The sequence below is a fragment of the Mogibacterium timidum ATCC 33093 genome (genome assembly GCF_000525775.1).
Lineage (GTDB): Bacteria > Bacillota > Clostridia > Peptostreptococcales > Anaerovoracaceae > Mogibacterium > Mogibacterium timidum.
Genome location: NZ_JALU01000009.1, coordinates 1 through 15,110 on the forward strand (window position 1 = coordinate 1; position 15,110 = coordinate 15,110).

The following is a 15,110-nucleotide window of genomic DNA, read 5'->3' on the forward strand; positions in this document are numbered from 1 at the left end:
TCGTCAAGCACTTTTCACTTCTTTTTTGAAAAAGGCTTGTGCGATCTCCGCTAAGAGGTCTGCTCCCTCGCTACTGCTTGATAGCGAGTGCTGTTATTATAGAGTCTGCATTAGTACCTGTCAACCCCGGTTAGCTTCAAGCTTACTTTTATCCAACTTCTTTACAATAACTGTTTAAATACTATTACTACATTCATTTTGGTTTTATCATATTACCGATTCTGATGCTCTTTCCTTCTATAGTTCAATACACACATTACTTGCAGACTCTATAAACCACTGTTCATTTCTCCGGCTAGAATCCTGTGATTTTATTTAGATTCATCATCCCAGAGTGAGTTAATTGTTGCATGAGGTTTGTTCTCCCAATCTATAGATGTATATGGCGGATACCTGAATAAGTATTTCTTATACGCTTTACGCACCTTTGAATGGTTATTCCTACCTATCGCAATCCTCCTGCCTGATTCAAATTCAATTTCAAACTTGTCAATTTTCTTAACCTTATCAAAGTTAATTATCAACCCTACCAAAGGTCTGTAGAACGCTCTGCCGATTAGCGGATAAGCTATATCATCGATTTTCGCATACGTTTTGTACACATATAATGATGTATATATACTCAATGATTTTCCCTCTCTATCGATAAACTCGATATCGTCAATTCCCACCTGTGCACAGGTTGTTCCAGTAATAATTGATATTGTGTCAGTCTTTTCCGTATACATAATATGCTCCTTCTATTATATAAATCTTCACACTTTTATAACCCGAGGTATCTGGTGGCTCTATATTAACCTTACAAGTATGAAATGTAAACCGACCTTTTTCGACCTTTTCCGACCTAATCCGACCGCACATTCGATATATAGAAGGATTACACCTTTTAAACCACAACTTGTATGTATCAAGCTTCCGAAAGTGTATAGTTTCAATCTAATTCAATCTAAATTTTCCTTCTAATATATGCCCTTGTGCTATTTTGACAGCAGTTTCGAATACGATTATTTACGTATAGTTACCTTTTGTGCTTTACAGAGTGTATTTTCGGATATATATTCTTTCGTCATGCAGATATTCTTTCCTTGTAATAAATACTACATGTAGCAGTATATGACGTATACACCTCAAATTGATATACTACCCCATTATGCTATAGCAAGTTTATTTCATATGCACACTATAGAACAGAATACATAGATTCCGCATCTTCCTTCTTAACGGTCTCTAAAAGTTTATCTACCTTCACTTCTAATTCGCTTGTTCCAAAAGTAATTTTGATTATGTCTCCTTCTTCCAGTTCTGCACCAGGCTTTGCAATCCTTCCGTTTACCTCCACTCTACCCTGTTCACAGGCTTCTTTTGCAACGGTACGCCTCTTTATGATTCTTGAGTTTTTAAGGAATTTATCTAATCTCATGTTTTACCTCGTTTCATTTTATATATAACATAGATTTCAATAGTATTTGAAATGCGAAATCGACCCAGCTATATCATTGTGATTTGGACAAGAACCAACTGTGACCTATGTTTAAAAATAGCAGCATGCGTTGATGCTCAATACGACTTGTGCCGACTTTATATTGAGTATTTGCTTGTCTTACGCTGAACTCTCGCCTTTAGTTCAAAAAAATCGATATATAGATGAAATATTTCCAAAAACAGAAAAAGATGGGTACAAAGTACCCATCACGCCAAGCATCATACAATTACTTGTTTACTGCATCCTTAAGCGACTTTCCTGCCTTAAATACAGGAGCCTTTGAAGCTGGGATGTCAATAACTGCCTCCGGCTTCTGAGGGTTTCTTCCCTTTCTGGCCTTTCTAGATCTAGTCTCAAATGTACCAAAGCCGATGAGTCTTACGCTATCTCCAGCAACCAGTGACTCCTCAATTGTTCCTAGAACAGCATCCAAAGCTGCCTCGGCATCCTTCTTCTTAAAACCAGTCTTATCAGCAACTTTGCTTACTAACTCAGCCTTATTCATAATTTTCCTCCTTATGGTAACTTAACTATTGGTATTATACTGTTGAACCATTGGAATGTCAACGAATTCAGCATTTTTATCTATGATTTCTCATATATCTTTTGTAGAATCTCTCTCCTTTGAAATTATTTTCTATTTATTGGTCAAGTGCAGTTTGTCGGTTATCTTCAATATTTTCGCTCCTTTAGGCATCATGAGTATTTCATCCGGACCTAGACATTTAGTTGCAAATACAGCTGCGATATATGCTACGACTGCAATCATCATAGCAACGAGTGTAGCTAACGAGTTCTTACCTATAGCACCGAACACAAGCACATACACTTCATGTGCACACAAACCCATTATGATAGAAGCTAGTGCAGGCTTCAAGAACGTGCCCGTTATATCAATCTTCGTGCCCGTGAGTTTGTACATCGCACGGTAATTCAAAATTGCCGTGATCCCGTAAGCCGCAACATTTCCTGCAGCCGCACCGTTTATATTGAAAGCCGGAATACCTACGAGTATATAGGTGATGACAAATTTGCAAGCAACGCCAATTGAAAGGTTTATTACAGGGATGGATGGTTTGCCAACGCCCTGCAGTACGCTTGAGAACGTACGTAGTATTGAGAGGCATACTACCCCAAGTGATAGTACCTGCAACGTAGGCACTGCGAGCGCAGAATCCGCTGGCTGACTCGGGTAGAGAAGGAACAGGATCGGTCTGGCTAGCGCAATCAGCCCTACCATGCATGGAAAACTGATAATCATGCTGGTCTTGATTCCTGTCTGAATATTTTTGTGTAGACCCACAACGTCTTTTTTGACGAATGCTGATGAGATTGCCGGAACAAGGCTAACCGCCACCGCAATTGTGAACACCTGAGGGAATCCAATTAGAGGATCGCAGAAGCCACTGATGAGACCATATAACTGCTTGGACTGATGATGCGTCCAGCCAGTAGCCTGAAGCCTCCTCATTACCAGCCATAAATCCACAATCATCATGAACGGTAGGATTGCAGAGCCGATAGTGATTGGAACTGCGATTTTGAGCAGTTCGTTAAATATAGATCCGGTCGATTCTTCTCTCTTGACGGATCTCTGGTAATGTTCCTTACGCTTATTGGTTCCGGCTATATAAACTGCCAGCAGCAATATCAGAGCCGCAATAGAACCTGCAGACGCACCGAAAGTTGCACCGGCAGCTGCTTTGGTTAGGTCTGCACTCGAACGAAGAAACATATATGATAATCCGAGACCTGCAAATACACGCGTTAGCTGCTCGATTACTTCCGACGCACCGGTAGGCATCATCTGCTGCTGACCTTGAGAGTATCCTCTAAATGAAGCAACCAAGGGAGCCGTCAGGAGTGCCGGCGCAATTGCTCTAAGCGAAGCTGCTCCGCCGGGGTTCTTACTGTAGGCAGCAATCATATCTGAACCGAAGAAGCAGATTATAAATCCACCTACCCCTATCGCAAACATTATTCTCAGCGACACCTTGTACACTCTATGTGCATTTATGTAATCACCGATAGCGACCCTCTCCGAAACCATTTTAGATATAGCTACCGGCAACCCAGCTGTGGCTATAATCAAAAAGAACGAGTATATCGGGTAAGCGACACCGTAGTACGACATACCAGCAGCACCTATCCAGTTATTGAGAGGTATTCTAAAGAAGGCTCCAAACACTTTGGCGATTATTCCTGTAATGGACAGGATTGCTGCGCCCTTTACGAATTTGGCTCCATGCTCAGAGTATTGAACTTTATTCATTTATATCTCCTAATTACTCTAGTCTTTTGTAAACTGACACTGATTATATCATAATCCACAGGTAGGTGTCTGCAATCAAGCGGACGTATACATTTCATACAAACGGACGTATATATTGCGTACCAGTATGTCTAATTGCTCATTTCTGAATGAGCCAGTCCTTGTAATCTGGCACCCTTCATTACTGTCATCAAATCAAGGATTCTGGCCGCAGGCTTTTCCTTAGTCTTCTGAAGGCTTAGATATGGGTTTGATCCGCTGCTGATTATCAGTCCTTCTCCGAACTTCTGCTTAGCGACAACAAGCGTAAACGCATCAGCATTGTTATCCTCATTGAATTCGACTACGAATCTGCCCCCTCGCTCTGATATGTTCTTGACCCCAAGTTCAGCTGCCAGGCACTTTATCTCAGCAATTCTTACGAGATCTATAGTCACATCAGGGAGATCTCCGTACCTGTCGATGAGCTCTGCAATAAGTTCCTCTGCCTCTTCATGCGATGTAATCTGTGCGATTTTCTTGTACGCCTGCAGCTTAAGTGTTTCATCCTTTATGTATTCGGACGGAATTCTTGCAGATATATCAACCTCAATCGATATCTCCTCACGGCTCTCCGTAATCTTCTCACCCTTGAGCCTTCGCACGGCTTTATCTATTTCTTTGACGTATAACTCATATCCAATCCCCGCTATGTTGCCGTGTTGCGCCTCTCCTAAGACGTTACCGGCACCTCGCAGCTCGAGGTCACGCATGGCCAGTTTGAATCCGGCTCCAAACTCCGTAAACTCGCGAATTGCCGCCAACCTCTTGGTTGCAACCTCGGTGAGTACACGTTCAGGTTTATACAGCAAGTACGCATACGCCAGTCTATTTGAACGTCCTACTCTGCCTCGCAGTTGATATAACTGCGATAGACCGAGCTTGTCAGAATTCAGAATAATTATAGTATTGGCATTAGGAATATCTATGCCATTTTCAATAATTGTAGTCGTCACAAAAATGTCCACATCACCCTCTACAAAATCGAGCATAACGTTTTCAAGCGTGTTCTCATTCATGCGACCGTGACCGACAGCGACAGTAGCTTCCGGAACTAATTTGTTGATGTGCTTTGCGATGTCATTTATTCCATTTACACGATTATAAATAACGTACAACTGACCGCCTCTAGCCAGTTCACGTTCTATTGCTCCTCTTATAAGCTCATCATCCTGTGCTGAAACGAAGGTCTGCACAGGATAGCGATCGCCCGGCGGTTCTTCAATCGTGCTGATATTTTTGATGCCCGTGAGCGACATATTGAGGGTCCTAGGAATCGGAGTCGCAGACAAGGTCAGAACATCTATAGTCTGGCGTGCCATCTTGAGTTTCTCCTTATGCTTTACTCCAAATCGCTGTTCCTCATCGATTACCAGAAGCCCTAAATCCTTGTATGCTACATCATCTGACAGCAGCCTGTGCGTACCGATGACAAGATCAACATTTCCTTTCGCTATATCATTAAGGACACGTTTCTGCCGAGTTTCATCTACAAATCTCGACAACATCTCAATATTGAACGGATAATCCTGAAAACGTTCCTTTAACGTGTTGTAATGCTGATTTGCGAGTAGCGTCGTAGGCGCAAGAAATACCGCCTGCTTGCCCTCTGCAACGCATTTGAATATGGCTCTCGCAGCAACCTCCGTTTTGCCGTATCCTACATCTCCACATAACAGTCGATCCATCGGAAGAGGTTTCTCCATATCCGCTTTGATTTCCTCTATCGCTTGAAGCTGATCATCCGTCTCCTGATATAAGAAGCTATCCTCAAACTCACGCTGCCACACAGTATCATGTTGGAAGGCATATCCCCCCTTCATCTCGCGCTCTGCATAGAGCTTGACTAAATCTTCGGCAATCTCTTCAATTGCCTTGCGAGCTCGAGCCCTGGTATTTCTCCAATCTCCACCTGACAGACTAGATAGCTTTGGTGCCTTTCCCTCGCTTCCGATGTAACGCTGTACTATGTCCATCTGCTCTGTCGGAATATACAGCACGTCCGTTCCAGAATAGTGGATTTTGAGATAATCTTTTATTTCACCATCGGCCTCAAGAGTCTTAATTCCTTCAAACCGACCTATCCCGTGCTCCTCGTGCACTACGTAATCCCCTGCGTGTAGGTCAAGAAAATCCTGTTTTCCGCTCCTGTGTCTAAGCCTCTTCTTAGAACTCTTTCTGATATTAGGAAAAATATCCGTATCAGTGATATAGCACAGCTTTTCATCATCCAGCATCATTCCCGATCCAAGAAGACCTAAATCATATCTGAAATGTCCAAAAATTCTTGCATCCTCAAGGTATTCTCTGATCCTATCGTGTCTCTCTTTATCGGCGGAAACAATATGAACTTCTACACCTTCCTTTGATAGACGGCGCATCTCTCTGCCAAAGAGCTCCATCTGACCGTTAAAGCTTGCTATCTGTCTGCTCGGAACATTCACAACCTTGTCAAATACATCGATACCCTTGATTGGCTCGGGGAACGGAGTAAATGCAATTATATCTTTGTCATAGAACTTATTGATATCTCCCTGTTCCTGATACTCCGGAATTTCCGCTGCAACTCTGTTGGGATCATATATCATCATGTTGGCATCGGCTGGGTCTATAACATAGTCCCAGATTCGCTCGTCAGTCACATCAAAATACTTTAGATAATTTGCAAAGATCTGTACATTGGTACAGTTCTCAAACATCTCCGAAATGCGTCCCTTGAGCTCCTCAATCCTATCGATCCTGCCATCCGATAGCTTGCCTTCACCGCTCTCTGCCTTGAGCCTAGAAAGTCGCTCATCATATTCGTCAGTAATTCGAGATAATGCACGTCTTCGTTCATATGCGGTCGGAAGAAACTCTGCCGCAGGGCAGACTCTAACGAAGTCAATATTTTCAAAAGAAAGCTGCGACTTTGGGTCAAAGAATCTGAGAGAATCAATTTCATCATCAAAGAATTCAATTCTTACCGGATCAGAATTATTCGGAGAATATATATCTATGATACCTCCCCTGGCGCTGAATTCCCCAGGCGCTTCAACGACCGGTGCGGGAGAATATCCAATTGAAACCAACTTCTGTCTTAACTCGGCCGGCTCAACTCGCACACCCATCTCCAACTCAATAACCGACTCCATAAACCTCTCCACGGGCTGAAGCGGTCTAAGTGCAGCAGAAACCGGTGCGATTACAACTGTCTTATCATCTGATACAAGCGAATCAACAGCCTGTATACGCTGCACAAGCATATTGCTGTCCTTTGCCTCATAGATGATCTGTAAATCATCTTCTTCCGGCATCACGTAAATTGCTCTATCATGCACAAAAAAAGAAATATCGTCCCTGAGTCGTTCTGCAACGTTTGCTCTGGAAACAATAATTAGAGTTTTATTGTTTTTTACAATCTCCTTAGCTGCGTAGTATGCAATCCTGCTACCGCTAATGCCGGTGATATTGGTCTTCATCTTCTAGTCCTTTTTCTTGGATGTATTGTTGAGATTCATTGCCTTATCAATTCCAACCTCGATTATATCCCTTGCTGCCTTTGCTGCCTTAGTTGCAGTTTCATCAAGCACCTGTTCCTCATCCTTGGATACTTTTCCGATAACATGATTCACAAGTGACCCCTCGTTGCCTCCAACACCTGTGCGAATCCTGGGAAATTGGGTCGTCCCAAGCCGACTTACTACTGATCTCATACCGTTGTGCGTTCCCGGCCCTCCGAACTTGCGAATTCTGATAGCGCCGAGCGGAATATCAATATCATCGTATATTACGATGATATTTTCATCCGGAACCTTGTAGAAATTTGCTACATCGCGGAGTGCATCACCACTTAGATTCATGAAGGTCTGCGGCTTAACAAGCAGCACTTTCTCTGACCCTATGCGGCATTCTCCAATCAAGGACTTGAACTTAGCCCTCGTAACATCGACCGACAAATCCGCCGACAGTTTGTCGATAACCCTGAACCCCATGTTATGTCTGGTTCGCGCATATTTATCTCCCGGATTTCCTAATCCTGCAATAATATACATACTCTTTTACTCCAATATGCAGATTGGCAACGGAGATATCTCCGTTGCCATTGCCGTAGATCAATTTAATTGTCGATAATTAGTCGAAAAGTGTGCTAACCGATCCGCCCTTATAAACTCTAGTGATTACTTCTGAGAAGATTGGTCCTACCGACAGGAACTTCATCTTATCAATTTTCTTTTCATCAGGAATCGGAAGCGTATTGAGAAGCACCAATTCCTGAATCGGGCTCTTCTTCAGGCGATCAACCGCAGGTCCGGAAAGGACTCCGTGAGTCGCGCAAGCATAAACACCCTTTGCTCCCAGCTCTATTAGAGCGTTGGCAGCGTTGCAAATTGTTCCAGCTGTATCAATCATATCATCGAGTAGGATACAATTCTTGCCGTTAATATCTCCGATAATATTCATAATCTCACTCTTGTTAGGCTCCGGACGTCTCTTATCGACGATTGCAATCGGTGCATCCAGTCTTTCGGCCATATTTCTTGCTCTCGTAACACTTCCGTGATCCGGTGAAACAACAACTACATCTTCGAGTTTTTTCTCCCTGAAATACTTCGTAAGGATTGGCAAACCGAGCAGATGATCAACAGGAATATCAAAATATCCCTGAATCTGGTTGGCGTGGAGATCCATCGAGATAACCCTGTCTGCACCGGCTGCCTGTATCAAGTTCGCAACCAGCTTAGCTGTGATTGGATCTCTAGCCTTAGCCTTTCTATCCTGCCTGGCATAACCATAGTAAGGAATTACTGCGTTGATCCTGCCGGCAGATGCCCTCTTGAGCGCATCGATCATAATGAGAAGTTCCATAAGATTGTCATTAACCGGCGCACATGTCGGTTGAACGATGTACACATCGCAGTCTCTTACTGATTCCCAAATACTTACCTGAATTTCCCCATCGCTGAACTTGTTAACAGTCGATTTACCACTCTTAATCCCCATTAGTTCAGCAATTTCCTTGGCTAGCTCAGGATGCGCATTGCATGTAAATAGCTTTAGATCGGAAAAGACCTTGTTCATTGTTTACCTCCCCTACGTGAACGTGTGATAGTAGCTAATTATTTATTATCTTTTTTCAAAATCTTGCGGTTACGTACCCAATTTTCCTTAATGGTCATTCTCGATCTTCCGATGCTTAAAGCATCTCCCGGAACATTCTCCGTAACTGTTGTTGCTGCTGCAACATATGCCCCTTCTCCGACCTCAACCGGTGAAACGAGGTTGGAATTGCACCCGATAAATGCATCGTCTGCAATCTTTGAACGATACTTATGAGTGCCATCGTAATTTACAAATACAACTCCGCATCCAAGATTTACATTTTCTCCTATATCAGCATCGCCTATGTATGTGAGGTGAGCAGACTTACTGCCATTACCGATTGTAGAATTCTTGACCTCAACAAAATCTCCGACCTTACACTCATCACCGATGACACTTCCCGGTCTAATGTATGCAAAAGGTCCTATACTCGTCCTTTCACCTATTTGACTCTCATAAACATACGACGCTTCCACCGTTGTGTCACGTCCTACTTCCGCGTCATGGAGCACTGAGGATTGGCCGATGTATGCTCCGGCTTTAATTACGGATTTGCCTTTGATTGTGACATTCTGAGCTATCGTTACCCCCTTCTCTATCACAGCCTCTTCATCTATGTATGCAGAATAGATATCCACGAATATCACCCCATCCTCTTCCATTCTGCGCTTGTTGGCTGCAAGTCTCTTGTTCTCGTTATTTCTGTATTCATCTATAGTCATGGTTATCCTCCGCTACGCCTTAAGCATCATCTGTCCTACCTTGTAGACATCCCCGGCACCCATCGTCATAACGATATCGCCTTCCTCGGCATTTGCACTGAGATACTTAACTATATCTTCAAAATCCTGAACGTAGTAAGCCTCCCTATCAGGATGCTTTGCTTTGATAGCGTTGACAAGCTGGTACGAAGATACACCATACACGTCCTTCTCTCTGGCCGCATAGATATCGGTTATAATCAGCGAATCAACATGGTCGAACGAGTCGATAAAGTCATCAAAGAGTGCCTTTGTGCGTGTATACGTATGTGGCTGAAACACAACTCTGAGCTTGTTGTGCTTGACATTACTAGCAGCCGCTAGAGTAGCCTTAATTTCCGTAGGATGATGAGCATAGTCATCGACGATCCTGACGCCGTTCCTAGTTACACCTGTAAAATCGAATCTTCTGTGTGTTCCTCTAAACGCCTTGAGTGTCGAAGCAATAACTTCGTCGTTTACCCCGAGATAACTTGATGTAACATAAGCTGCCATTGAATTTAGCACGTTGTGCTCTCCCGGAACACCTAAATGCAGATGGCAAAGAACCTTGCCTTCATGGCATATGTCGTACTCCGGAAATCCGTTATCATCAAAAGAAATATTCTCTGCGTAAAAATCGTTGCTGGATGTATATCCGTATGTAATGACGTTAGTTAAACCCTTGAGAGCTTCCTTTACAAAAGGATTCTCACCAAAGGCAATGACTATGCCCTTCTTAGGAATATTCATGACAAATTCCTTGAAAGATTTGACAATGTGTTCTATATCCTTGAAATAATCAAGGTGATCAGAATCTATGTTAAGCAAAACGCCAATCGTAGGCGTCAAATGCAGGAAACTATCCATGTACTCACAAGCCTCTGTAACAAAATAGTCATTATCGCCTATCTCAACATTGCCTTTGATTTCCTCAACATTTCCACCCACTAGGATCGTTGGATTATACTTGGCATTGCGCAAAATAAGAGATGTCATAGAAGTAACCGTCGTCTTGCCGTGTGTGCCACAGACAGCAACACTATGCTTGTAATTATTCATAATCATGCCGAGCACCTCAGCACGAGAGAAAATTGGGATTCTGCGTTCCTTGGCCCTAACGATTTCCGGGTTAGTTTCAGGAACTGCATTGGAATACACGACAGCATCTACACAATCGACATTCTCTGCCTTATGTTCATAATATATCTTAATTCCATTGTCCCTAAGGTGATTAGTAATTTCAGATTTGTTAATATCAGTACCGCTAACCACATGACCGTTATCCTGCAGAATCTCAGCGACAGCCGAGAGGCCTACACCGCCGATCCCCAGACAATGGATTCTCTTGAACTTTGAAATGTCAGCCACTTTATTTACCTCCAAGTAAATTTATACCTCGATAATTATACGGCATATCCCCTATGAATTCAACGAATAATAGACATTTGAACATTAATTGACTTTTGTCCTCAACTCGGTAAAATAAAACTGTTGGAGGAAATGAGCATGAAGAAGAACAAGCGCGTCGGAAGTCTGATAACAGAGCTGCTTTCTCACCCGAGCAAGCAGTATTCATATAAGGATTTCTGCACTAAGTTCGATATAGCAAAATCGAGTCTAAGCGAGGATATAGCAATTGCCGGAGAGGTAATTGCCGAAGAAGGTATCGGTAAATTGGAAACAATTCAGGGTGCAAACGGCGGTTTTAGATACATCCCTTCGCTGTCGAGCAACAAGCTCGATAATCTGCAGCGAACTCTCGCAAGCAAGCTATCAGACCCAAGCCGGATTCTTGGCGGAAATTTTCTATACACTTCTGATCTGATGTTTGACAGTCAGCTCACCAGAAGCATGGGAGCGTATTTTGCAGGCGAGTTTGCTAACCTAAAGGCGGACTACATCGTTACCGTCGAGACCAAGGGAATTTCGCTTGCTGCAGACGTCGCTTTTATGATGAATCTCCCTCTCGTCGTGGTAAGACGTGAAGCAAAATACTCGGAAGGTTCAACTGTAAGCATCAACTACTTCTCAGGTTCATACGATCGTATACAGAAGATGTCGATTGCAAAGCGAGCTGTCGCACCCAATAAACGCGCTATCATAATAGATGATTTTATGCGTGGCGGAGGAAGCCTGAAGGGTGTTACTGAAATTTTATCTGAATTTGACATCGAAGTTGTTGGCGCAGGTGTTGCAATTGCATCTAGAGAGCCTTCGAAAAAGAAGATTTCATCTTACCTTCCTGTCATCTATCTGGACTCAATTGATGAAGAATCAAAGGTCATAGTCGCTTCATTTGACAGGGCAAAGAACGCAGATAATAAGTAGATATGCAAAACAATAAACTTGCCAGTGATGCCAATTCTACATCTATTCAACATAATAGAATTATATAATCATGGCAATTTATGAATGAGGAGAGAGTATTGCTTAAATTTGATATGCACTGCCATACTCGTTATGGCTCGATAGATGCGAAAGTGAGAATATCCGAATACGTTGAGATGCTGTCCGACAAAGGTTATGACGGTATGCTCGTTACGGATCACGACTCATACCGCGGGTACAACAGATGGAAGTCTCAAAATCCTGACAGCACTTTCAGGGTTATTCGCGGAATTGAATACGATACTAGAGATGCAGGGCATTTTTTGGTGATTATGCCTGACGGCGTTCATCTACAGGCTCTAACTATGAGAGGGATGAAGGTCGAAAGGCTCGTTAATCTCGTACACCAGCTGGGCGGAATAATCGGTCCGGCTCATCCTTTTGGAACGAGGAGTTCCAGTGCTATGCTGTTCAAGGCTTTGAAGCGCAATAGAAATCTCGTAAAAGAGTTTGATTTTATCGAAGGCTTTAACGCCTGTGAGACTGAAACCGCCAATGATTTATCGCGTCTCTTAGCCAAGGATTTCAACAAGCCGATGTTTGGCGGCTCCGATTCTCACGACTACAAATACGTGGGACTCGGTTATACGCTTTTTTCAAATGATATAACCTGTTGCGATGATTTAATCGCGGCGGTAAAGGCTTCTGAGCACGAGGGCAGCAACTCAATCAGCTGTGGCGGCGTCATCAGAGGCGAGACTTTGAAGTCAAAGCACGCCCATGCCTTCTATTCAGTGTACGGGTTCCTTGCGTATAACTTCAGCCTAGGGTTACTGTACTCTCCGCTTAGAATTCATCGTGTTAAAAAAGCGTTGGAAGTTTGCCGACTCCGCTAATGATGAATTCAGAATGGAATTTGCCGTTTGTAACGACTTTGAGGTTTACTCCCCCGTTTGCATAGCTGTGTCCATCCGGGTACTGCTCACCATTATTATATGATTTTAAATGCACCCTCACAGATTCATCTGCCGTCCAACTGTCTCTGTGTTCTTCAGGTAGCTTATCAGCTTTTCTTCATCTGTACTGCCTTTGTAGTTATCTACAGTTGTATCTCTCTGGAAGCCTTGACCCTTAACTTTCCATACTAACTATATACGTAGACAATTGTTCCCACCGGAATCATGTTGTACAGCTGTGCTGCCATTGCCGGTGGCATATTTACGCAGCCATGCGAGCCTCCTGATAGATATATACCGCCTCCAAAGGCACCTCTCCAAGGAGCATCGTGAAGTCCATTTCCTCCATCAAATGGCATCCAGTAGCTTACCGGTGACTCGTAATCAGTTCCATCGTCGTTACGACCCTTTAAAGTTGCATTGCGCTGCTTGGCATTAATCTTAAAGATACCTGTTCTGGTTCTGTGACCAGGTCCGCCGGAAACCATAGAAGACGTAAATACTACATTTCCGTTCTTGACATATCTAACCGACTGACCGGATAGATTTATCTCGATATGAGAGCCTCCAGCGGAAGCAGCACCTTGATCAGTAACTATAGACCCCGCCTCTCCGCTTTTAGCAGCATTCAAAATTGATTCCGCAGTCTTATCTACATTGACATTAATCTTGAGTGCATGGTTGCCCAAAATCTTGTAACCGGCCAGAGTCTTGACTTTCAGCGAACTGCCGGCGTATTTGTCGGCGATTTCCTTGGCTATCTCCTGAGCCCCGGTCTGACTATACTTCGGCCCCGTCTTGGAGTACAGAATGACCTTTGCCAGCGCATTTGGCTCAATTTCATATGGCGTTCCTGTAATGTTATTCAAGTAGATTGGCTTTGAAAGATACTGTTTAGCAAATTCGAACTCATCCTTGAGCGAATCAGCAGTAACCTTTGGCTCCGAAATGAGCTTCTTACGATCCATCTTATACTTGGTAAATTTATAATCGGCGGCTTTTTTGTCAGCAATTTCCTTAGCAATCTTTTTAAAATCGACACTGTCTCCCTGAACCTCGGGTACAAGTGTCATGCTGTTGTAATCGATGTACGCATCTTCAGTATATTTTACACCCTGAGCATCAGGCACAGCAGCACTAATGGCATCCGCTGATTTTTCAATTCCTGATTTCTTCTTTAATGTGACATCATAGTTAACATTCTTACAAAAAATAACTCTTGGATCGATTGATGCCAACCCCATCTTGACACGCATAGAGGCTTTGATGTCATATGTAAAGGAAGTCTTAACCTCCTTCGTCTCATGCCCGTCTTCAGCAATTGTAAAGGAGTTATTTTCCGCAGTTACCTTATCGATCGCATCTTCCAGATTCAATCCGGAGACATCAACCCCATCAATCCTCACACCTTTTGCAAACGTCGAAGCGTTGCTGTACCTGTAACCACCGAATGCACATGTACCAATAACTATTATTGCAGCTATTGCAATTATTATCTTAACTCGCTTGCTAACTCCTGTTTTTTTATCTGCGAGCTCCTGTACTACGTTATTGCTTCTCAAGTTCTGTTTTCCTTACTTTTATTTTATAGTGATATCAATTCATTTTGTGAAATCTATCCTTATAATTAAATCACAATGAGTCTCCTATGTCAAAGTCATAAAATTCGCTGAAAATCGGCATAAATGCACCATAACGAAAACAGCTGAATCCATCAGGATCCAACTGTTTATCATCCTATGGAGGCGACACCCAGATTCGAACTGGGGATGAAGGTTTTGCAGACCTCTGCCTTACCACTTGGCTATGTCGCCATTAAACTGGCTGGGGTAACAGGATTCGAACCTGTGAATGACGGAGTCAGAGTCCGTTGCCTTACCGCTTGGCGATACCCCAATATGTAACTGTTCTTAAAGATTAATGGGGTGGGTAGTGGGATTCGAACCCACGCATACAGGAGCCACAACCCTGGGTCTTAACCGCTTGACGATACCCACCATATCATCGATTAATCTAAAATGGCGACCGGGAACGGGCTCGAACCGTCGACCTCCAGCGTGACAGGCTGGCATTCTAACCAACTGAACTACCCGGCCAAAATATGGTGGACGCTATAGGGCTCGAACCTATGACCCTCTGCTTGTAAGGCAGATGCTCTCCCAGCTGAGCTAAGCGTCCATAATATTTGTTTGTCGCACTAGAGTTTA

At 43.3% G+C, this 15,110-nt stretch carries 13 protein-coding genes and 5 tRNA genes; 2 read left to right on the forward strand and 16 right to left on the reverse strand.

The window, feature by feature from the left end; all coding sequences use genetic code 11:
* Positions 1-311: 311 nt before the first annotated feature.
* From HMPREF0581_RS02505 to murC, 9 genes are all read right to left on the reverse strand, one after another.
* A complete protein-coding gene (locus HMPREF0581_RS02505; RefSeq protein ID WP_009643558.1) occupies positions 312-728 on the reverse strand; it encodes a LytTR family transcriptional regulator DNA-binding domain-containing protein in 417 nt (138 codons plus the stop codon).
* Between the two features lie 452 nt (positions 729-1,180).
* Positions 1,181-1,420: an RNA-binding S4 domain-containing protein gene (locus tag HMPREF0581_RS02510; RefSeq protein WP_009643559.1), complete on the reverse strand. Its 240-nt coding sequence runs from the start codon at positions 1,418-1,420 to the stop codon at positions 1,181-1,183.
* 289 nt (positions 1,421-1,709) lie between these two features.
* On the reverse strand, positions 1,710-1,988 hold the full coding sequence (locus tag HMPREF0581_RS02515; RefSeq protein WP_009643555.1) for an HU family DNA-binding protein: 279 nt from the start codon (positions 1,986-1,988) through the stop codon (positions 1,710-1,712).
* Between the two features lie 132 nt (positions 1,989-2,120).
* On the reverse strand, positions 2,121-3,755 hold the full coding sequence (locus HMPREF0581_RS02520; protein WP_009643560.1) for a putative polysaccharide biosynthesis protein: 1,635 nt from the start codon (positions 3,753-3,755) through the stop codon (positions 2,121-2,123).
* Between the two features lie 131 nt (positions 3,756-3,886).
* A complete protein-coding gene (gene mfd / locus HMPREF0581_RS02525; RefSeq protein ID WP_009643566.1) occupies positions 3,887-7,255 on the reverse strand; it encodes a transcription-repair coupling factor in 3,369 nt (1,122 codons plus the stop codon).
* 3 nt (positions 7,256-7,258) lie between these two features.
* Positions 7,259-7,828, reverse strand: coding sequence for an aminoacyl-tRNA hydrolase (gene pth, locus HMPREF0581_RS02530; protein WP_009643557.1), 570 nt, complete (start codon positions 7,826-7,828; stop codon positions 7,259-7,261).
* Between the two features lie 79 nt (positions 7,829-7,907).
* Entirely contained in the window at positions 7,908-8,855 is a 948-nt protein-coding gene (locus tag HMPREF0581_RS02535; RefSeq protein WP_009643567.1) for a ribose-phosphate diphosphokinase, read from the reverse strand.
* Positions 8,856-8,893: 38 nt separating this feature from the next.
* On the reverse strand, positions 8,894-9,598 hold the full coding sequence (locus HMPREF0581_RS02540; RefSeq protein ID WP_009643568.1) for a DapH/DapD/GlmU-related protein: 705 nt from the start codon (positions 9,596-9,598) through the stop codon (positions 8,894-8,896).
* Positions 9,599-9,610: 12 nt separating this feature from the next.
* Positions 9,611-10,987 carry a UDP-N-acetylmuramate--L-alanine ligase gene (gene murC, locus HMPREF0581_RS02545; RefSeq protein ID WP_009643569.1) on the reverse strand — a complete coding sequence of 459 codons (1,377 nt, stop codon included), beginning with the start codon at positions 10,985-10,987 and terminating at the stop codon, positions 9,611-9,613.
* Between the two features lie 138 nt (positions 10,988-11,125).
* Here murC and purR point away from each other — a divergent pair, with 138 nt between their 5' ends.
* A complete protein-coding gene (gene purR / locus HMPREF0581_RS02550) occupies positions 11,126-11,947 on the forward strand; it encodes a pur operon repressor (protein WP_051426902.1) in 822 nt (273 codons plus the stop codon).
* A 98-nt stretch (positions 11,948-12,045) separates the two neighbouring features.
* Positions 12,046-12,843: a PHP-associated domain-containing protein gene (locus tag HMPREF0581_RS02555; RefSeq protein WP_009643565.1), complete on the forward strand. Its 798-nt coding sequence runs from the start codon at positions 12,046-12,048 to the stop codon at positions 12,841-12,843.
* On the opposite strand, the gene HMPREF0581_RS09085 is transcribed toward HMPREF0581_RS02555, so the two are convergent.
* The 7 genes from HMPREF0581_RS09085 to HMPREF0581_RS02585 all read right to left on the reverse strand — a co-directional run bounded on the left by HMPREF0581_RS09085 (position 12,809) and on the right by HMPREF0581_RS02585 (position 15,081).
* Complete coding sequence (locus HMPREF0581_RS09085; RefSeq protein ID WP_156918799.1) at positions 12,809-12,964, reverse strand: hypothetical protein; 156 nt, start codon at positions 12,962-12,964, stop codon at positions 12,809-12,811. The genes HMPREF0581_RS02555 and HMPREF0581_RS09085 overlap by 35 nt on opposite strands.
* 127 nt (positions 12,965-13,091) lie before the next feature.
* Positions 13,092-14,465: a L,D-transpeptidase gene (locus HMPREF0581_RS02560; protein ID WP_036380113.1), complete on the reverse strand. Its 1,374-nt coding sequence runs from the start codon at positions 14,463-14,465 to the stop codon at positions 13,092-13,094.
* 178 nt (positions 14,466-14,643) lie between these two features.
* Positions 14,644-14,717, reverse strand: a tRNA-Cys gene (locus tag HMPREF0581_RS02565).
* Between the two features lie 7 nt (positions 14,718-14,724).
* Positions 14,725-14,799, reverse strand: a tRNA-Gln gene (locus HMPREF0581_RS02570).
* A gap of 25 nt (positions 14,800-14,824) precedes the next feature.
* Positions 14,825-14,900, reverse strand: a tRNA-His gene (locus tag HMPREF0581_RS02575).
* 22 nt (positions 14,901-14,922) lie between these two features.
* Positions 14,923-14,999, reverse strand: a tRNA-Asp gene (locus HMPREF0581_RS02580).
* A gap of 6 nt (positions 15,000-15,005) precedes the next feature.
* Positions 15,006-15,081: transfer RNA gene (locus tag HMPREF0581_RS02585), tRNA-Val, on the reverse strand.
* Between the last annotated feature and the right edge of the window lie 29 nt (positions 15,082-15,110).